This window comes from Microbacterium gallinarum, from assembly GCF_014837165.1.
Lineage (GTDB): Bacteria > Actinomycetota > Actinomycetes > Actinomycetales > Microbacteriaceae > Microbacterium > Microbacterium gallinarum.
Genome location: NZ_JACSPM010000002.1, coordinates 125,003 through 144,484 on the forward strand (window position 1 = coordinate 125,003; position 19,482 = coordinate 144,484).

General features: G+C 70.7%; 14 protein-coding genes and 1 other RNA gene. 2 read left to right on the forward strand and 13 right to left on the reverse strand.

Annotation, left to right across the window (positions count from 1 at the left end):
* Positions 1-16: 16 nt before the first annotated feature.
* From H9622_RS07465 to H9622_RS07480, 4 genes are all read right to left on the reverse strand, one after another.
* A complete protein-coding gene (locus H9622_RS07465) occupies positions 17-2,056 on the reverse strand; it encodes a DUF2207 domain-containing protein (RefSeq protein WP_191765776.1) in 2,040 nt (679 codons plus the stop codon).
* Positions 2,057-2,126: 70 nt separating this feature from the next.
* Positions 2,127-3,602, reverse strand: a complete 1,476-nt coding sequence (locus H9622_RS07470) for a malate:quinone oxidoreductase (protein ID WP_191766121.1) — start codon at positions 3,600-3,602, stop codon at positions 2,127-2,129.
* A 150-nt stretch (positions 3,603-3,752) separates the two neighbouring features.
* A complete protein-coding gene (locus H9622_RS07475) occupies positions 3,753-4,823 on the reverse strand; it encodes an aspartate-semialdehyde dehydrogenase (RefSeq protein ID WP_191765777.1) in 1,071 nt (356 codons plus the stop codon).
* A gap of 290 nt (positions 4,824-5,113) precedes the next feature.
* Positions 5,114-5,680: a dihydrofolate reductase family protein gene (locus H9622_RS07480; protein WP_191765778.1), complete on the reverse strand. Its 567-nt coding sequence runs from the start codon at positions 5,678-5,680 to the stop codon at positions 5,114-5,116.
* Positions 5,681-5,752: 72 nt separating this feature from the next.
* Between H9622_RS07480 and H9622_RS07485 the strand changes: the two genes are divergently transcribed.
* Entirely contained in the window at positions 5,753-6,334 is a 582-nt protein-coding gene (locus H9622_RS07485; RefSeq protein WP_191765779.1) for a TetR/AcrR family transcriptional regulator, read from the forward strand.
* A 385-nt stretch (positions 6,335-6,719) separates the two neighbouring features.
* Here H9622_RS07485 and H9622_RS07490 read toward each other — a convergent pair whose 3' ends face one another.
* Complete coding sequence (locus tag H9622_RS07490; RefSeq protein ID WP_191765780.1) at positions 6,720-8,006, reverse strand: aspartate kinase; 1,287 nt, start codon at positions 8,004-8,006, stop codon at positions 6,720-6,722.
* A 163-nt stretch (positions 8,007-8,169) separates the two neighbouring features.
* On the opposite strand from H9622_RS07490, the gene H9622_RS07495 reads away from it, so the two are divergent.
* Positions 8,170-8,658, forward strand: a complete 489-nt coding sequence (locus tag H9622_RS07495; protein ID WP_191765781.1) for a hypothetical protein — start codon at positions 8,170-8,172, stop codon at positions 8,656-8,658.
* 24 nt (positions 8,659-8,682) lie between these two features.
* Here the strand turns inward: H9622_RS07495 and H9622_RS16095 are convergent, their stop codons facing one another.
* The 8 genes from H9622_RS16095 to ffs form a co-directional block, all read right to left on the reverse strand.
* Positions 8,683-9,633, reverse strand: coding sequence for a DMT family transporter (locus H9622_RS16095; protein ID WP_318247060.1), 951 nt, complete (start codon positions 9,631-9,633; stop codon positions 8,683-8,685).
* A 139-nt stretch (positions 9,634-9,772) separates the two neighbouring features.
* Entirely contained in the window at positions 9,773-10,366 is a 594-nt protein-coding gene (gene recR, locus H9622_RS07505) for a recombination mediator RecR (protein ID WP_191765782.1), read from the reverse strand.
* Between the two features lie 3 nt (positions 10,367-10,369).
* Entirely contained in the window at positions 10,370-12,574 is a 2,205-nt protein-coding gene (locus H9622_RS07510) for a DNA polymerase III subunit gamma and tau (RefSeq protein ID WP_191765783.1), read from the reverse strand.
* A gap of 43 nt (positions 12,575-12,617) precedes the next feature.
* On the reverse strand, positions 12,618-15,134 hold the full coding sequence (locus H9622_RS07515; protein WP_191765784.1) for a glycoside hydrolase family 65 protein: 2,517 nt from the start codon (positions 15,132-15,134) through the stop codon (positions 12,618-12,620).
* On the reverse strand, positions 15,131-15,904 hold the full coding sequence (locus H9622_RS07520) for an HAD family hydrolase (protein WP_191766123.1): 774 nt from the start codon (positions 15,902-15,904) through the stop codon (positions 15,131-15,133). The genes H9622_RS07515 and H9622_RS07520 overlap by 4 nt, the downstream gene beginning before the upstream one ends.
* A gap of 20 nt (positions 15,905-15,924) precedes the next feature.
* Entirely contained in the window at positions 15,925-17,151 is a 1,227-nt protein-coding gene (locus H9622_RS07525; protein WP_191765785.1) for an acetate/propionate family kinase, read from the reverse strand.
* A 2-nt stretch (positions 17,152-17,153) separates the two neighbouring features.
* Entirely contained in the window at positions 17,154-19,286 is a 2,133-nt protein-coding gene (pta, locus tag H9622_RS07530; RefSeq protein ID WP_191765786.1) for a phosphate acetyltransferase, read from the reverse strand.
* A gap of 86 nt (positions 19,287-19,372) precedes the next feature.
* Positions 19,373-19,469: signal recognition particle sRNA small type (gene ffs / locus H9622_RS07535), an RNA gene on the reverse strand.
* Positions 19,470-19,482 lie beyond the last annotated feature (13 nt).

The window sequence follows — 19,482 nt, forward strand, 5'->3', positions numbered from 1 at the left end:
GGCGAGTCTACGGAAGTCAGCGACCGCCGAATCCGCCGCCACCACCGCCCCCGCCGGAGAACCCGCCGCCCGACGAGCCACCCGACGACGACCAGCCCGACCCCGACGACGAGCGGGCACCGCTCGAGCGCCCGCTGGAGACAGGTGTGGCCGCCAGGCGGCCGATCGACCGCGAGGCATCCGACAGCGCACGGGACGTCACGGCGTCGAACAGCGGCACGGCGCCGACGGCGACCGGCGCCGCGTTGCGGATGACCCCGACCCACTCGCGCTCCATGCCGAAGAGCACCGCGTAGGGCAGGAGGCGCTCGTACACGTTCACGACGTCGGCACCCGGCCCGTTGGGCGCGTCGCCGTAGGGGCGCACGCCCGCCGAGACCAGATCGGCGGTCTGCGGCGCCTGCGCTGCCCGCAGGCGGTCCTCTTCCGCCAGGCGCAGGTAGGCGCGGATCCCGTCGAGGTAGGTGCGGTGAGCGCCGCCCGCGCGCGTGAGCACCGTGTTCGGCGTCGAGAAGAGCGGCAGCCCGAAGCCGGCGAAGAATCCGCTGGCGATCGCGGCGATGTAGATGAGGCTCCCCACGGCGCCGAGCGGCCCGAGCACCTCCCACGAGCCGTCTCCGACGAAGATCAGCAGCAGTGCGAGCACCAGACCGCTGGTCTGCACGGCGCCGCGGACGGTCTTGATCCAGGACGGCAGCGGTGCGCGATAGCCGCGCTGGGTCGTGAACGTGTCGATGCGACGCACGTACGTGACGGCGCGGCCGGGCGGCGTGCGCGCGAAGGAACCGAGATCGACATCGGCCCCGGCCGCGGCCGCCTTGCCGAACAGCGTGTCGATCACGCGGCGGTCGTCGTGCTGGAGCCCCTCGCGGTCGATCAGCACGAGGTGGAAGTCCTCGGGATCGTCGCGGTCGCCGGTCGCGCGGATCTCGATCTTGTCGCGCACCGCGAGGTCGACGACGTGAGCGGCGAGCGCGCGCTCGGGCACGTCGAGGACGCCGGCCGACAGCGTGACCGACTCGTCCGGCGGTGGTGAGTACTGCACCACGACGGGCGAGTCGTCGGGATTGCGCCGTGCCGCGACGCCGACCACCAGGATGAACACGAGCCCGCCCACGCCGGCCAGCAGGGCGAGCGCGGGGAGGATCCACTGCCACCACGGGTACGGCGGTGGTGGAGGTGGCGACGGCGCGGCGAACGTGCCCTGCGCGAACCCGATGGCCAGGGTCACGTTCTCGTTCGGCCCGAGGTTCTGGTCGCCGGCGGTGAAGGCGACGGCTACGGCATCCGATTCCCCCGTCATGGGCAGTTCGAGCCACAGCGACGCGACGTCCGGCCAGTCGGCGTCGGGCGTCGGGCCGGCCATGTCGCACTGCTCGGTCGACCCCGCGGGTCCGGTGTAGCAGAAGGCACGACCCTCGAGGAGACCGGATGCCGCATCCCCGGCGATGTGCACCCGCGCCGTCACCTCGCCGAAGGGCTGCGCGTGGTCGGTGCCGACGGTGTCCCAGTAGAACTCGTCGGCGTCGGTGTCGTCGTAGCGCAGCACGACGTCGTGCTGCAGGTAGGTGATCACGTAGGTCTGCACGCCGCGCACGTAGTCGTCGTCGCCGGTGAGCACGTAGACCCAGTCCTCGTCGCCCTCGGTCCACCACGGGATCGGGGCGCCGTCGGCGGCGGTGACGTCCACCACGGCGGTGCCGAGGTCGACACCGCTGTCGGTGCGAGGCAGTGCCCGCACGATGCCCTTGTTCTGGTCGAACTCCGGGAACCGGGCGACGATCGTCTCGCTCGTCACGAGCCTGCTGTTGCCGTCGGCGGCGCGGGCGAGCCAGTAGTCAGCCTCGAACGAGTCGAAGGTGAGATCGTCGACCGAGCCGGCCGCCTGGGCGCGGAAGGCCGCCTCCGCGCCGCGCTCCCCTCCGCGTCCGGCCACTGCTGCCGGCTCACTCGCGGGACGGGTCACGACCAGCGCGAGCACTGCAGCGAGGACGGCGCCGACGACGATGATCGCCAGCGCCACCGTCGTCAACGTCAGGCGTCCCCGATGCCCCATGAACCCCACGATAGGGGCAGCAGGCTCGGTGGCCCGCGTCAGGACGCGCCGCCGCGGGGCGCGCGGATGCCTAGGCGGTGAGCGCGAGCGCCTCGGCGGTCTCGCTCAGCACCTCTTCGGCGGCGTCGGGACGCGCGTTGAGCGTCTCGCCGAAGCTCGGGATGAGCTCGCGAAGGCGCGGCTCCCAGCCGTCGATCCGGTCGGGGAAGCACGTCTTCAGCAGGCCGAGCATGATCGACACCGCGGTCGACGCGCCCGGCGACGCACCCAGCAGGCCGGCGATCGAGCCGTCGGCGCCGGTGATGACCTCGGTGCCGAACTGCAGCACGCCGCCCTTCTCGGGATCCTTCTTCATGACCTGGGCGCGCTGGCCGGCCTGAATGAGCTCCCAGTCCTCGTCCTTGGCGGTGGGCACGAACGTGCGGAGGCTGTCGACCTTCTTGGCGTGGTCCTTCACCAGTTCGCCGACGAGATACGTGATGAGCGATGGGTTGTCCCACGCGACCTTCAGCATCGGTCCGATGTTGCCCGGGCGCACCTGGCCGACGATGTCGAACAGCGAGCCGTTCTTGAGGAACTTGGGGCTGAATGTGGCGAACGGCCCGAAGAGGAGGGATGCCTCGCCGTCGACGACGCGCGTGTCGAGGTGCGGCACCGACATCGGCGGCGCGCCCACCGACGCCTGCGAGTACACCTTGGCCTTGTGCTGCGCGACGAGTGCCGGGTTCGTGGTCTTGAGGAACTGGCCGCCGATCGGGAAGACGCCGTAGCCCGAGATCTCCGGGATGCCCGACCGCTGCAGCAGCTTGAGCGCCCAGCCGCCCGCGCCGACGAAGACGAACTTCGCGCGGATCTCGCCCGGGGTGCGGCCGATCGAGCGGCGGTACTTCACACGCCACGAGCCGTCGCTCAGGCGCTTGAGGCGACGCACCTCGGTGTTCGTGCGCACGTCGGCGCCGTTCTCGGCGAGGTGGTCGAACAGCTGGCGTGTCAGGGCGCCGAAGTCGACGTCGGTGCCGGCCGGCACGCGCGTCGCCGCGAACGGCTCGCCCTTGCGGCGCTTCTGCATCAGCAGCGGCGCCCAGGAGTTGATGACGCGGGAGTCCTCGCTGTACTCGATGCCGGCGAACAGCGGCTGCTCGCGGAGCACCTCGTAGCGCTTCTTGAGGAAAGCGACATCCTTCTCGCCGCGGACGAATGTCATATGCGGCGTGGAGTTGATGAAAGTCGACGGCGCATCGAGCACGCCCTCGTCGACGAGCTTCGACCAGAACTGGCGGCTCTGCTGGAACTGCTCGTTGATGGCGATCGCCTTCGCGGGGTCGACGGAGCCGTCCTTGCCCTCGGGCGTGTAGTTCAACTCGCACAGCGCGGCGTGGCCGGTGCCGGCGTTGTTCCACGCGTTCGAGCTCTCGAGCGCGACGTCGTGGAGCCGCTCGAACACGGCGATCTTCCACGTCGGCTGCAGTTCCTGCAGGAGGGTGCCGAGCGTCGCGCTCATGATCCCGCCGCCGATCAGCAGAACGTCGACGGTGCCCTCGGGCATGTCGCTGTCGTCGGGGCTGGGGAGGGCGTCGGGCGTTTCGGTCACCCGACGATTCTAGTTCGCGTGGAAAGGACCGCCGACCGCGGGCCGGCGCTCACAGCGAAAGAACGGCGCTTCTTGCGCGACCATCAAGCGAACGGATGCCGCGGCTCAGGCCTTCGCACCGAGAGACGCCGCGACCACCTCGGCGATCTGGACGGCGTTGAGCGCGGCGCCCTTGCGCAGGTTGTCGTTCGAGATGAACAGCACGAGACCCTTGCCCTCGGGCGCGGACTGGTCGGCGCGGATGCGGCCGACGTAGCTCGGGTCGTTGCCGGCCGCCTGCAGCGGGGTGGGGACCTCTTCGAGCACGACGCCCGGCGCCGACGCCAGCACTTCGCGCGCCCGCTCGGGCGTGATGTCTCGGGCGAACTCGGCGTGGATGCTCAGCGAGTGCCCGGTGAAGACCGGCACGCGCACGCAGGTGCCCGCGACGCGGAGGTCGGGCAGCTCGAGGATCTTGCGGCTCTCGTTGCGGAGCTTCTTCTCCTCGTCGGTCTCGTTCAGGCCGTCGTCAACGAGGTTGCCGGCGAGCGGGATGACGTCGAAGGCGATCGGAGCGACGTACTTCTCGGGCTGCGGGAAGTCGACCGCCGCGCCGTCGCGCACGAGGTCGAGCGTGTTGCCCTGTGCGAGCACGCCCTCGACCTGACCGAGGAGCTCCTCGGCGCCGGCGAGACCCGAGCCGCTGACGGCCTGGTACGTCGACACGATCAGGCGCTCGAGCTCCGCCTCGGCGTGGAGGACCTTGAGCACCGGCATCGCAGCCATCGTGGTGCAGTTGGGGTTGGCGACGATGCCCTTCTTCGCCTCGGCGATCGCGTGGGGGTTGACCTCGCTGACGACGAGCGGCACCTCGGGGTCCATGCGCCAGGCGCTCGAGTTGTCGATCACGAGGGCGCCGGCCTCGGCGAAGCGCGGGGCGTGCGCACGGCTGCCCGTGGCGCCGGCCGAGAAGAGCGCGATGTCGATGCCCGACGGGTCGGCGGTGGCGACATCCTCGATGATGATCGTCTCGCCCTTGAACTCGACGGCTGTACCCGCGGAGCGCGCCGTCGCGAACAGGCGCAGCTCGCGGATCGGGAAATCTCGCTCGACGAGGATCTCGCGCATCACGGTGCCGACCTGGCCGGTGGCGCCGACGACGGCGACGGAGAGTCCTGAATCGGAGATGCGGGTCATGAGGAGTCCTTGGATGTCGCGGGCCGCGCGCGGCCCAGAAGGGCACACCTGCGCTGGCGTTTCGGCGATTCTACCGGCCGCTCCCCCGCGGTCGGCCCGGTGTTACCGCCCGCGACCGCCGAGGATCGCGCGATTCCGGCCATCCCACCGCCGGCACTCGTCGACCAGCGCAGGCTGATCGACGGGATCAGGCCGATCGCAGCAATATCCGCCTGTTCTCGCCGAATCGCCTGATTCGGCGGACGGATGCGCCGGCCGCCGCGTCCTCGGTCGACACCGGGTGGCAGGGCTCACCGGCGCTCGTACTCGCTGATGACGACGCCCGAGGCGAAGCTGCGTGTGGCGACGAGGCCGAACGACATCGGGTCGCACTCCCCTGCGAAGAGCGGGATGCCGTCGCCGAAGACGAACGGGTTCACTTTGAGCACCAGCCGATCGATCTGATCCACGAGCTGTGCGGCGAGGTCACCGCCGCCGCACAGCCAGATGTCGGCTCCGTCCCGCGACTTGAGGTCGGCGACGACCTCGCGCGGGTCGTCGGCGGTGACCCGCACGCTCGTCGTCTCGCTCCCCGAGTGCGTGCGCGAGAACACGATCTGGTCGAGGTGCGGGTACGGATCATCGGTGAACTCGAATCCGGCGGCGTATGTGTTCCAGCCCATCAGGACCGTCGAGAAGCGACCGCGCGGACCGGTCAGTCCGAGCGCGTCGTACGCGGCTGCGGGCACGGTGTCTGCCCACTCCTGGTAGATGACGTCGAAGTGGTCGCCCGTCACCGGGAACGCATCGAATGCGCCGGCGGGCGACGCGATGCGCCCATCGAGCGACACCGCGACGTAATAGATCAGTTCTCGCATCATGCCCTCTTTCACGACAGCTGTAGTGATTGGAGACTACGACACTTGTCGTGGTTCCGCTAGTCTTCGGGCATGGCGCGAAACGACGATCGCCGGCGCAGGCTCGCCGATGCAGGAATCGCGGTGCTGGCGGCAGAAGGGATGCGCGGGCTCACGCATCGGGCGGTGGATGCGCGCGCAGGGGTTCCCGTCGGCACCGCGTCGAACTACTTCCGCAGTCGCGACGACCTCGTGGGCGCGCTCGTCGACCGGATCGGGGAGCGTCTCGCGCCCGACCCGGCCCTTCAGGAGGCATGGGCGGAGCGCACGCCCGACCGCGCCCTGTTCGCCGACTACACGCGCGACATCGTGCGGCGCCTGACGGATGAGCGCGAGGTCACGCTGGCGCTGTTCACGCTGCGCCTGGAGGGCGCCCGCTCCCCGTCGATCGCCGCGGCGCTCGGTGCGTGGATGCGCGCCGGCTTCGCGGCCGACGTGGCGTTCAACCGCGCGGCGGGGCTGCCCGGCGACGAGTTCGAGATCGCCCTCTTCCACTACGCGATCGAAGGGCTCATCCTCGATCGGCTGACCGTCTCGATCGATCCCGGTCGTCCCACCGACGACGTCGTCGACGCGCTCGTCGCCGGGCTCCTCGGCGAGCCTGAGCGCAGCTGATCGCGCTGCCGGCCGGCCGTCGGGGCGCGGCTGGTTCGCGGGTTCAGGCGATTCGACCAGATCAGGATGATCGCGGCGGGATCCGCCTGTTCTCGTCGAATCGCCTGATCAGGTCGACGACGGATGCCGCGGCAAGAAGTGCCCGCGGCGACGGATGCTCCGCCGGCGGCGTCAGCGGCCGGTGCCGGCGTCAGCGGCCGGTGCCGGGTGCTCCGGCGGCAGCGTCAACGGCCGGTGCCGGGTGCTCCAGCGGCAGCGTCAGCGGCCGGTGCCGGCGTCAGCGGCCGGTGCCGGGTGCTCCAGCGGCCGGTGCCGGGTGGTCCGGCGGCAGCTTCAGCGGCCGGTGCCGGGTGCTCCGGTGGCGGCGTCGCGGCCGGTGCCGGCGTCAGCGGCCCGTGCCGGCGTGGACGACGGCCTCGATGTCGCCGTCGAGACCGTACGCGGTGTGGACCACGCGCGCGGCTTCCGTGAGATCGTCGCCGCGCACGACCACGGAGATGCGGATCTCGGACGTCGAGATCATCTCGATGTTGATGCCCGAGACGCTGAGCGCCTCGAAGAGCGTCGCGGAGACGCCCGAATGCGTGCGCATGCCGGCGCCGACGACCGACAGCTTGCCGATCTGGTCGTCGTGGACGAGGCTCTCGAAGCCGATCTCGGACTGATCGCCGGCGAGCGCCTTGAGCGCGGTGGCGGCATCGGTCTTGGGGAGCGTGAAGGAGATGTCGGTGCGACCCGTCGTCGCCGCCGACACGTTCTGCACGATCATGTCGACGTTGGCGCCGGACTTGGCGACCACCTTGAAGATCTCGGCGGCCTTGCCCGGCACGTCGGGCACTCCGATGACCGTGATCTTGGCCTGGCTGAGGTCGGTCGCGACTCCGGCGACGATCGGCTCTTCCATGTCTTCTCCCTTTGCGCCGTCGGGGAGCGTCATCCCCGGGCCGAGAACGTAGGTGCCGACGCTCGAACTGAACGTCGAACGCGCGTGGATCAGGACGCCGTGGCGGCGAGCGTACTCGACGGCGCGGATGTACAGCACCTTCGCGCCGTTGGCCGCGAGCTCGAGCATCTCCTCCGCCGACACGACGCCCAGCTTGCGAGCGTTCGGCACGACCCGCGGGTCGGCCGTGAAGATGCCGTCGACGTCGCTGTAGATCTCGCAGACGTCGGCGTCGAGCGCCGCCGCGAGGGCGACGGCCGTCGTGTCGGAGCCGCCGCGGCCGAGCGTGGTGATGTCGCGGGTGTCGCGGTTGAAGCCCTGGAAACCGGCGACGATGACAATCGCCCCCTCGTCGAGCGCTTCGCGGAGGCGGATGGGGGTGACGTCGACGATGCGCGCCGAGCCGTGGTCGGCCGTCGTGATCATGCCCGCCTGCGAGCCGGTGAACGACCGGGCCTCGAAGCCCATCGAGTGGATCGCCATGGCCAGCAGCGCCATCGAGATGCGCTCTCCGCTGGAGAGCAGCATGTCGAGCTCGCGCGGAGCCGGGATCGGGGCGACCTGCGCCGCGAGGTCGAGCAGCTCATCGGTGGTGTCGCCCATGGCGCTCACCGCGACGACGACGTCGTGACCGGCACGACGCGCATCGACGATGCGCTTGGCGACGCGCTTGATGCTCTCGGCATCCGCGACCGACGACCCGCCGTACTTCTGGACGATCAGCGCCACGTGGAACTCCCCGAAGTGCCGACGTGCGGCACACAAGCCTGACAGGAGCGATCGGATGCCGCACCCGAGCCTCCATCTTACGGACGCGCCGATTCCGGACCGGCCATGTGACGGGTGAGCCGGAGACCTGCGCGCCGCGAGGTCGGGGGCTAGCATCCGGGGCATGGACAACCTCGATGCCTGGTCGGAGTTCAACGTCGCGATGGTCGGCGCCACGGCTGCGCTCGCCGGTCTGGTGATCGTCGCGTCGAGCGTCAACATCGCCGAGATCATCAAGTCTGCGACGCTCACCGCGCGGCTCGCGGCGGCGATCGCCTCGCTCGTGCTCGCGATCGTCGTGACCGGCATGGGACTCGTCCCGGACATCGGGCCGATCGCCTACGGCGCGATGATCGCAGCGGGCGCGGTCGTGGCTGCGATCTTCCAGGTCCACGCGACGATCACGATCACCCGCGATATCGCGCCGGCGCGCGTGAGCCGGTTCTTCAAGTCAGCGCTCGGATTCGCTCCCGTGGTGGCCTACCTCGCCGCGGCCGCAATGCTGGTGCTGGGCGTCCCGGGAGGGCTCCTCGTCGCAGCGGTCGCGACTCTGCTCGCCATCGTGTCGGCGATCGTGGTGTCGTGGGTGGCCCTCGTCGAAGTGCTGCGCTGATCGACGCCGCGCGCGTGGATCCGGTCAGCCGGGCGCGACGGGAGGCAACTCGGCCTCCACCTCGGGTTCGGGCTCGGGCGCGCGGGGGCGGATGGTGCCGCCCGTCGCCGCGAGCCAGCATCCGAGGATGACGAGCGGGAACCCGATGAGCAGTCCCAGTGTCAGGCTCTCGCCGAGGATGATCGTGCCGAGGAGGATCGCCACCACTGGGTTCACGTAGGTGAAGAGCGGCGCGCGCACCGGACCGACGCGGGCGATGAGGGCGAAGAACACGATGAACGCGACGGCCGTGCACACGACGCCGAGGGCGATGAGCGCGAGCGTGGCGTCGATCGTCGGCACCTCGTGCTGTGTGAGCATCCCGATCGGCAGGTAGAACACACCGACCGCGAAGAGGGCGAGGGTGATCGTGCCGAGCGCCGGCACGTCTCTCAGCTTGAGGGCGATGATGAACGGCGCGATCGCATACAGGATCGCGACGAGCAGGATCTCGCCGACCGCGAGGAGCCCCCCTCCGCCCTCGATCGCCAGCCCGGGCCCGGCGACGATCACGGCGACGCCCGCGAAGCCGACGACGAGCCCGATCGCCCGGGCGGGCTTGAGCACCGAGCGGTCTCCGCCGCCGAAGGCGATCAGTGCGGCGAACAGCGGCACCGTTGCCACGAGGAGGCCGGTGAGGCCGGACGGGAGGGTCTGCTCGGCGTGGCCGAGCAGCAGGAACGGGCCGGCCATCTCGATCGCGCCGAAGGCGAGCACCCAGCCGATCTTCGACCACGCGGGGCGCAGCGCCTTCTGACGCAGGGCGAACGGAAGCAGGACGAGGGCGCCGATGAGCGTGCGACCCGCGACCACCGCCGCGGGCGAGTACGAGTCGACCGCGACCTTGATGAACAGGTACGGGACGCCCCAGACCACCGCCATGATCGCGAAGAGCACCCACGCGCGGGCGTCGAATCGCTGAATGGTGCCGTTCACGTCGCCTCTTCCATCGCTCCAGAGTGCAGGACGCCGGGTCGCACCGCGACGCGCACGACTGCCAAAGTACCGCGGACCTCGGACAGCGATCGATGGTGCGCGCACCCGGCCGCTGGGGTGCACGATCGGCACCCGGACCTCAGACCGAGCGCCGCCCCTCGAAGGCGCGACCGAGCGTGACCTCGTCGGCGTACTCGAGGTCGCCGCCGACGGGGAGGCCCGAGGCCAGGCGTGTGACGCTGATCTCGAGGGTGTGCAGCAGGCGGCTGAGGTAGGTCGCCGTGGCCTCGCCCTCGAGGTTGGGGTTCGTCGCCAGGATGACCTCCTGCACCGTGCCGTCGGCGAGGCGCTGCATCAGCTGGGTGATACGCAGGTCGTCGGGCCCGATGCCGGCGATCGGGCTGATCGCACCGCCGAGCACGTGGTAGAGACCGCGGAACTCGCGGGTGCGCTCGATGGCCGCCACGTCCTTCGCATCTTCGACGACGCAGATGAGGCTGAGGTTGCGCCGCGGGTCACGGCAGATCGAACAGCGTTCCTGCTCGGTGACGTTGCCGCATACCTCGCAGAACCGCACCTTGTCGCGCACCTCGGCGAGCAGCTGCGCGAGATGCGACACATCGAAGTTCGGCGTCTGGAGGATGTGGAAGGCGATGCGCTGGGCCGACTTGGGGCCGATGCCCGGCAGCCGGCCGAATTCATCGATGAGGTCTTGGACGATCCCGTCGTACATGGGCTAGCTGAACCTCGTCGGCGGTTCGTACGGCTCTTCGCGCACGAAGGTCGCGCCCAGCATCTGACGCACCACCGCCTCGCCGTAGCGCTGGACGCCGTCGTTGCGCGTCGTCACCACCGGGGGCAGCGGCGGTGCGACGACCGGCGGAACCGGGACGTCGGCCGCGACATCCGTCGGGACGTCCTCGTCTTCGTCTCCGGGCTCGATGGACGGCTCGACGTCGGCGGCGCGGAGCACTTCGCCCTCGCGGACCGGTGCCAGGGTCGCGATGCGCGACCGGGCGGCGGCGTCTTCGGGTTCGTCGTCGACCGCGAACTGCCCTGCGGACAACGCCGCCGGCGGCCCCGGGTCGGGCGGCGGAGCGTCGGCGTCGGTCGGGATCGGAGCCACGGCCCACTCGGTGACCGGAGCGGCGGCCGCCGGCGCGGCGGCGCGTGCCGGGGCCGGACGCGGGGAGGCGGGCGGAGCGGCCGGGGCTGAACCCGGTCGGCGCGGCGCCGAACCGCCGTCGTCGTGCTTGGCCAGATACTTCACCCGGATGCCGAGCACCGCCAGGATCGCCTGGCGCAGGTCTTCGCTCGGCCCGCCACCCGCCGCTCGCTGCTTGAACTTGGCGACGTCGGCCTGGCTGGCGAAGGCGAGGGTGAGCACATCGTCGTCGAGGCCGGCGACCTCGGCGTTCGACGCCAGCAGCCACGACGTGCGGCTGATGCCTTCGAGGCGGCTCAGGATCTCGGCCCACCCGGCGCGCATGCGCTCGAGCGTGACCGGCCCGTCGGACACCGGCGTCGGCGCGGGTGCGGCGACCGGCTCGGGCGGAGTCACGGCAGCCGGTGCGGTCTGGTCCGCGGCGGGGGCAGCTGCCTCCGCCGGTGCGGGTGCGGGCGCGGCGGCTGCCGGCTCGATCACCGCGGCGGTGCCCCGGGCGGTCGTGGTCACCGTCGGCACCGTGTCGGCGGGCTCAGCCGGACGGCGCACAGCCTCGGCCACGGGCGCGGCAGCAGCAGGTGCAGGTGCAGGTGCCGGCGCCACAGCCGCAGGCGCCGCAGCAGCCGCAACAGCCGCAGGCACAGCAGCGACAGCCGCCGTCGGGGCCGCGGCATCCGCTCCCCTGGCCAGCACTCGCGCGACCATGAGTTCCAGCTGCAGGCGGGGCGAGGTGGCACCGGTCATGTCGTCGAGCGTGGCGATGACGAGGTCGGCCGTGCGCGAGAGGCGCACGGTGCCGAAGGCGGCGGCCTGGCCCTTCATGCGCTCGAGGTCTTCGGCCGAGACTCCGCGCAGGACCGCGGCCGCCCCGTCGCCCGTCGCGTCGACGACGATGAGGTCGCGCAGCCGCTCGAGCAGGTCGTCGACGAACCGGCGCGGATCCTGACCTGTCTGCACGACGCGGTCGACAGCGGAGAACGCGGCCTGCGCGTCGCCCGCGGCGAACGCGTCGACCACCTCGTCGAGCAGCTCGGCGTGCGTGTAGCCGAGGAGGGCCACGGCGCGCTCGTAGCGGACCTTGCCCTCTTCGGAGCCGGCGATCAGCTGGTCGAGCAGCGACAGGGTGTCTCGCGGCGAGCCGCCACCGGCTCGGACGACGAGCGGCAGCACACCCTGCTCGACCTCGACGCCCTCCTGCCCGCACAGCTCTTCGACATACGACAGCATGGCCCCCGGCGGCACGAGCCGGAACGGGTAGTGGTGCGTGCGTGAGCGGATCGTGCCGATGACCTTCTCGGGCTCGGTCGTGGCGAAGATGAACTTGACGTGGTCGGGGGGCTCTTCGACCAGCTTGAGCAGCGCGTTGAAGCCCTGCGGCGTCACCATGTGCGCCTCGTCGAGGATGAAGATCTTGAAGCGATCGCGCGCCGGGGCGAAGACGGCCCGCTCGCGGAGGTCGCGGGCGTCGTCGACGCCGTTGTGGCTCGCCGCGTCGATCTCGACGACGTCGAGCGACCCGCCGCCGCCACGGCCCAGCTCGACGCAGCTGTCGCAGGTGCCGCACGGGGTGTCGGTCGGCCCCTGTGCGCAGTTGAGGCACCGGGCGAGGATGCGGGCGGACGTGGTCTTGCCGCAGCCGCGCGGACCCGAGAACAGGTAGGCGTGCCCGACGCGATCACCGCGCAGCGCAGTCATGAGCGGCTCGGTGACCTGCGACTGGCCGATCATCTCGCCGAACGACTCGGGTCGGTAGCGGCGATAGAGGGCGGTGGTCACCAGGACAGCCTACGGCGTGGCTGTGACATCGCAGCGGCCGTCCTCACGCGTCGGCGCCCTGCTCGACGTCGGCCGCGCCGATGATGATCGGGATGGACGACGTGACCGTCGGCACCGACGCCGACAGGTACGAGCCGTCCTCGCGCTGCACCTCGGTGAGCTCGCCGAGCGTCGGGCGTCCGGGGATCACCGGACCGTGCCCGTCCAGCGCCACCACGACCTCTTCGCCGGCTCCGACGACGTAACCCGTCCCCCGCACGCTGAACCCGACCGGATCACCACCGGAGGCCGCGACCCGCAGCTCGTCGCGCGTGACGGTGATCTGCAGCCGGGTGCCGTGCCAGTGCAGCACGAACGACAGCTCGGGCCAGTCGGCGGGCAGGCGGGGATCGAAGGACAGCTCGCCGAAGTGGTCGCGCATGCCGCCGAAGCCCGACACCAGCGCCGTCCACACGCCACCGGCCGACGCCACATGCACGCCGTCCGACGCGTTGTGGTGCAGGTCGGCGAGGTCGACGAAGATCGACTGCCGGAAGTACTCGAGCGCGAGGTCCTGATAGCCGACCTCTGCGGCCAGGATCGCCTGCACCACCGCCGAGAGCGTCGAGTCGCCCGTGGTCAGCGGGTCGTAGTACTCGAAGTCGGCGAGCTTGTCCTCGTCGGAGAAGTGATTGCCCTGCAGGAACAGCGCCAGCACGACGTCGGCCTGCTTGAGCACCTGGTAGCGGTAGATGACCAGCGGGTGGAAGTGCAGCAGCAGCGGCCGCTTGTCGGACGGCGTGTTCTCGAGGTCCCAGATCTCGCGCTCGAGGAAGACGTGGTCCTGGGGGTGGATGCCGAGATCCGGGCTGAACGGGATGTGCATCGCCTCCGCGGCACGCTCCCACCCCTCGGGCTCGGCGGGGTCGAGGCCGAGGCGGTCGACCATCCGCCGGTACACCTCGCCGTCGACCTCGGCCATCTCGCGAACGGTGCGCGCGGCGAAGCGCAGGTTGAAGCGGGCCATGACGTTCGTGAACAGGTTGTCGTTGACGACCGTCGTGTATTCGTCGGGGCCGGTCACGCCATGGATGTGGAACGTCTCCTCGCCCGCGCCCTCGACGGTGCGCCAGAAACCGAGGGTCGCCCAGAGACGCGCCGTCTCGACGGCGATGTCGACGCCCTCGCGGTAGAGGAACTCGGAGTCGCCGGTGGCGCGGATGTACTTCGCCAGCGCATACGAGACGTCGGCGTTGATGTGGTACTGCGCCGTGCCGGCGGCGTAGTAGGCGGACGCCTCTTCGCCGTTGATGGTGCGCCAGGGGAACAGCGCGCCGTGCTCGTTGAGCTGGAAGGCCCGGCGGCGCGCGGCCGGCAGCATGAGGTAGCGCATGCGCAGGGCGTTGCGAGCCCACAGCGGCGTCGTGTACGCGAGGAACGGCAGCACGTAGATCTCGGTGTCCCAGAAGTAGTGGCCGCTGTACCCCGAGCCGGTCATGCCTTTCGCGGGCACGCCCTGGCCGTCGGCGCGCGCCGACGCCTGGGCGAGCTGGAACAGGCACCAGCGCGTCGCCTGCTGCAGGTCGTCGTGCCCGCCGATCTTCACATCCGAACGCTCCCAGAACCCGTCGAGCCACTCGCGCTGCCGGATCGCCACCGTCTCCACGCCCAGCGTGAGGGCGCGGTCGAGGGTGCGACGGCAGCGGTCGACGAGTTCGCGCGCCGGGACGCCGCGCGACGTGTGGTAGCTCACGAGCTTGGTCACGCGGATCGGGACGCCGGCCTTCGCCTGCACCCGGAACACGTTCTTCGCGATGTCGGGCTCGATCAGCGTGCGTGCCGAGTACGGGTTGTCGGTCTCGACGATGTGGTCGGCGACGACGGCGAGCGTCATGCCGGACTCCGTCACGCGGTAGGACAGCGCCGACCGCAGGCCGTCCTGCCAGTACTCCTGCGGCTGCAGCACGCGCTCCTGGATGCGCTCCGCCTTGCGCGGGTCGAAGCCGGCCTTCTTGGTCGCGGTCGGCGTGCCGCCGTAGACGTCCTCGCCGTCCTGACGATTGATCAGCTGACAGCTGACGGTGACCGGCGCGTCGGCGTTCAGGACCGTCACGTCCACCGTCATGACCGACAGGTGCTTCTCCTCGAACGACACCAGCCGCGAGTACTCGACGCGAACGTCCTTGCCCGACGGCGTGGTCCACAGCACGTGACGGCGCAGCACGCCGTCGCGCATGTCGAGCACGCGCTCGTACTCGCGCACGTCGGCGACGTCGAGCGACAGCGGCTCGTCGTCGACGTAGACCCGCATCACCTTCGCATCGGGGGCGTTGACGATCGTCTGCCCGACCTCGGCGAATCCGTACGCCTGCTCGGCGTGGCGGATGGGGAACGTCTCGTGGAAGCCGTTGATGAACGTGCCGTCCTCGTGCGACTGACGACCCTCGGGGTGGTTGCCGCGCATGCCGAGGTAGCCGTTGCCGACCGCGAACAGCGTCTCGGTGACGCCGCTGTCCTCGAAGTCGAACTCCGTCTCGACAAGGCGCCAGGGGTCGACGGGGAACCGGTCGCGATCCATCATGAGGTGGTCTCCTCGGGGCGGGTCGGGGTGGTGACGGCGGCGACGAGCTCGGACAGGTCGTCGACGACGACGTGGGCTCCGGCATCTGTCAGGGCTTGCTCTCCTGCACCGCGGTCCACGCCCACGACGAGCGAGAACCCGCCCGCCGCAGCCGAGGCCACGCCGCTGAGGGCGTCCTCGACGGCGGCGCTGCGAGCCGGGTCGACATCCAGCATGCGCGCGGCCTCGACGAAGACGTCGGGAGCGGGCTTGGAGGCGAGGTGGTCGCGCTCGGCGATCACGCCGTCCATCACGACGGCGAACCGGTCGCGGATGCCGGCGACGGCGAGCACCTCCTCGGCGTTCTTCGAGCTCGACACGACGGCGACCGCGGTGCCGGCGGCGGCGAGCGCATCGAGCAGGGCGAGCGAGCCGGGGTACGGGGCGATCCCCTCGTCGCGCAGGACGGTCTCGAAGACCACGTTCTTGCGATTCCCGATGCCGCACACGGTGTCGGCCGTCACGGGATCGGACGGGTCGCCCCACGGCACCTCGACGTCGCGCGAGCGCAGCAGGCTCGCGACGCCGTCGTAGCGCTTCTTGCCGTCGAGGTGGTCGAAGTAGTCACGCTCGGTGTACGGCGGCGTGATGTCCCAGGCCGCGAACAGCGCCTCGAACATGGTCTGCCATGCGTGCATGTGGACTTCGGCGGTCGGGGTCAGCACGCCGTCCAGATCGAAGAGCACGGCGTCGTAGGCGGACAGGTCGGGCAGGGCTTCGGTGGACACCAGTCAAGGGTAGCGAGGGCGGGTCAGACCCGCGCCACGCTGACGGTCTGTCGGGCGATCTCGAGCTCCTCGTCGGTCGGCACGACGAGGACGGTCGCGGCCGAGGCATCCGTCGAGATGATCCGGATGCCGCGACCCGGCGCCTGATTGCGCTCATGGTCGACCTCGATGCCGGCGAAGCCGAGCGTCTCGAGCGCCGCCGCGCGCACGAGCGGGGCGTTCTCTCCGACCCCCGCGGTGAAGGAGATGACGTCCACGCCGCCGAGCTGGGCCAGGTACGCGCCCGCGTACGCGCGCAGCCGGTGGACGTACACCTCGTACGCGAGGATCGCCTGCGGGTCGCCGCGCTCGACGGCGGCGCGGATGTCACGCAGGTCGGACGACCCGGCGAGCCCGAGCATGCCGCTGCGCTTGTTCAGCAGGTCGTCGAGGTCATCGATGGACAGCCCGTCGCGGCGGGCGAGGTGGAACAGCACCGCCGGGTCGATGTCGCCCGACCGGGTGCCCATCACGAGCCCCTCGAGCGGCGTGAAGCCCATGGAGGTCTCGACCGAGCGTCCGCCGTCGACCGCCGTGACGGACGCGCCGTTGCCGAGGTGGAACACGATCTGCCGCAGGTCGACGAGCGGACGGCCGAGGAACGCCGCGGCCGCCTCGCTCACGAATTTGTGGGAGGTGCCGTGGAACCCGTAGCGCCGGATGCGGTGGGATGCCGCGAGCCGGGCGTCGATCGCGTAGGTGTAGACGTGCGGCTCGAGCGTCTGGTGGAACGCGGTGTCGAAGACCGCGACGTGCGCGACGTCGGGGAAGGCCGCCTTCGCGGCGACGATCCCTGCCAGGTTGGCCGGGTTGTGCAACGGGGCGAGCACGGAGAGCTCGTCGATGTTGATCTCGACGAGCGGAGTGATCAGGGTCGGCTCGAAGAACCGCGCGCCGCCGTGGACGACACGGTGACCGACCGCGATCGGCGCGTGGTCCTCCAGCGAGGGCCCGTCGGAGGCGAACGCGTCGAGCATGACGCGGAAGCCCGCGGTGTGGTCGGGGATCGGCAGCTCGCGCGTGTGCGTCGCATTCAGCATCGTCGGCGCCGGCCCGTCGGTCGGCGGCGCGACCACCGTGTGCGTGGCGCGACCCGTCGGCTCGCCGATCCGCTCGACGAGGCCCGACGCGAGCGTCGTCTCGGTGTCGATGTCGATGAGCTGGTACTTGAACGACGACGAGCCGGAGTTGACGACCAGCACCGGGGACATTTTCACTCTCCCTGAGCCTGGATCGCGGTGATCGCGATCGTGTTGACGATGTCGTCGACGAGCGCGCCGCGCGACAGGTCGTTGATGGGCTTGTTCAGGCCCTGCAGCACGGGCCCGATCGCCACGGCTCCGGCGGAGCGCTGGACCGCCTTGTAGGTGTTGTTGCCCGTGTTGAGGTCGGGGAAGATGAACACCGTGGCGCGACCCGCCACGTCCGAACCCGGCATCTTCGCCGCCGCGACGGCGGCGTCTGCGGCGGCGTCGTACTGGATGGGACCCTCGACGAGGAGCTCGGGAGCCCGCGAGCGGACGATGGCCGTGGCATCCCGGACCTTCTCGACCTCTGCGCCCGAGCCCGACTCCCCGGTCGAGTACGACAGCATCGCGACGCGCGGCTCGATGCCGAACTGCGCGGCAGTGGCGGCCGACGAGATCGCGATGTCGGCGAGCTGCTCCGACGTCGGGTCGGGGATCACGGCGCAGTCGCCGTAGACGAGCACGCGGTCGGCGAGCGCCATCAGGAAGACGCTCGAGACCACCGAGACGCCCGGCGTCGTCTTGATGATCTCGAAGGCGGGCCGGATGGTGTGCGCGGTCGTGTGCGCCGCGCCCGAGACCATGCCGTCGGCCAGTCCGAGGTGCACCATCATGGTGCCGAAGTACGACACATCCGTCACGGTGTCGGCCGCCTGCGCGACCGTGACGCCCTTGTGGGCGCGCAGCCGGGCGTACTCCGCGGCGAACTTGTGGACGTGCACGGCATCGAGCGGCGAGAGCACCTCGGCCGCCTGGATGTCGATGCCGAGCTCGACGGCCCGGGCGCGCACCTCGAAGGGCTCGCCCAGGATCGTGAGGTCGGCGATGCCCCGCTTGAGCACCGTGGCAGCCGCGCGCAGCACCCGGTCGTCGTCGCCCTCGGGGAGCACGATGCGCTTGCGCTGTGCGCGGGCGCGCTCGATGAGCTGGAACTCGAACATGAGCGGCGTGACGACCGTCGCGCGCGCGACGCCGAACGCCTCGAGCAGCTCGTCGGTGTCGACGCTCTGCTCGAAGAGCGCGAGAGCGGTGTCGTAGCGGCGCTGCGAGTCGGCGGCCAGCCGGCCCCGGGTGCTCATGATGCGCGCGGCCGTCTCATAGGTGCCGAGCTCGGTCGTCACGATCGGCACGTTGGATCCCAGGCCGTCGAGCAGGCGCATGACCGGCTCGGGCAGGTCGAACCCGCCGTTCAGCACGATTCCCGAGATGGAGGGGAAGGTGCCCGACGCGTTCGCGAGCAGCGCTGCCAGCAGCACCTCGGTGCGGTCGGCCGCGATGACGAGGACGGCGCCTTCGAGAAGCCGCGGCAGGACGTTGACCATCGACATGCCCGCGACCACGACGGCGAGCGCCTCGCGGGTGAGGCGCTCCGGGTCGCCGGCGAGCAGCTCGCCGCCGACGGAGCGCATGATGCCGCGCATCGACGGGGCGACGAGGAACCGGTCCTCGGGGATCGCCCAGACGGGCACTCGCTTGCCCGGCCCGAGCGCCGACTCGACCGACCGCCGGATGGCCGCGACCGTCGCGTCGGCCTCGGATCGCTCGGCGCGGTTGGCCACGACGGCGAAGAGCTCAGCACGGCCGTGGGCGAGTTCGGCGAGCGCGAGGTCGGCGATCTGGCCCATCTCGGCCGCGGTGCGCGGGAGCGAGGAGCCGAGCTGCTCGGGACGCGTCTGGGTCTGCGCGGACCGCCCGCCCAGCACGAGGAGGACGGGGGCACCGAGGTTCGCGGCAATGCGCGCGTTGTAGCCGAGCTCGGCCGGGCTGCCCACGTCGGTGTAGTCGCTGCCGAGGATCACGACCGCGTCGCACTGCGCTTCGACCGCCTTGTAGCGTTCGACGATCGTCGCGAGCGCGGCATCCGGATTCTGACGCACGTCGTCGTAGGTGACTCCGACGCACTCCTCATACGGCAGCTGGACCCCGTCGTGGTCGAGCAGCATCTCGAGGACGTAGTCGGGCTCGGCGGTGGAGCGCGCGATCGCCCGGAAGACGCCGACCCGAGGGGTCGCATGACTCAGCGCGTCGAGAACACCCAACGCGACGGTCGATTTGCCGGAGTGGCCTTCTGCCGACGTGATGAAGATGCTCTGCGCCACGCGACAAGCCTATGGGCGACCGGCGGCGCGCGGGGCGCGTGCCCCGACAGAGCCGATGCGGCCGGTGGCGCCGATGCCGCCGGGAAAAGTAAGACTCTCCGCGAACCCGGCAGAGCCTGGTTACCCTTGCTACGTTTCCGTCCTGGGGGAGTTGGCCTGGATGCCGCCTCGCGGAGAGCTGACACCAGTCTAACCC

Coding starts and splice junctions, on each gene's coding strand:
- H9622_RS07485 (WP_191765779.1), top strand. CDS start 5,753: ATGGCGCGAAACGACGATCGCCGGCGCAGGCTCGCCGATGCAGGAATC.
- H9622_RS07465 (WP_191765776.1), bottom strand. CDS start 2,056: ATGGGGCATCGGGGACGCCTGACGTTGACGACGGTGGCGCTGGCGATC.
- recR (WP_191765782.1), bottom strand. CDS start 10,366: ATGTACGACGGGATCGTCCAAGACCTCATCGATGAATTCGGCCGGCTG.
- H9622_RS07515 (WP_191765784.1), bottom strand. CDS start 15,134: ATGATGGATCGCGACCGGTTCCCCGTCGACCCCTGGCGCCTTGTCGAG.
- H9622_RS07525 (WP_191765785.1), bottom strand. CDS start 17,151: ATGTCCCCGGTGCTGGTCGTCAACTCCGGCTCGTCGTCGTTCAAGTAC.
- H9622_RS07475 (WP_191765777.1), bottom strand. CDS start 4,823: ATGACCCGCATCTCCGATTCAGGACTCTCCGTCGCCGTCGTCGGCGCC.
- H9622_RS07470 (WP_191766121.1), bottom strand. CDS start 3,602: ATGCCCGAGGGCACCGTCGACGTTCTGCTGATCGGCGGCGGGATCATG.
- H9622_RS07495 (WP_191765781.1), top strand. CDS start 8,170: ATGGACAACCTCGATGCCTGGTCGGAGTTCAACGTCGCGATGGTCGGC.
- H9622_RS07480 (WP_191765778.1), bottom strand. CDS start 5,680: ATGCGAGAACTGATCTATTACGTCGCGGTGTCGCTCGATGGGCGCATC.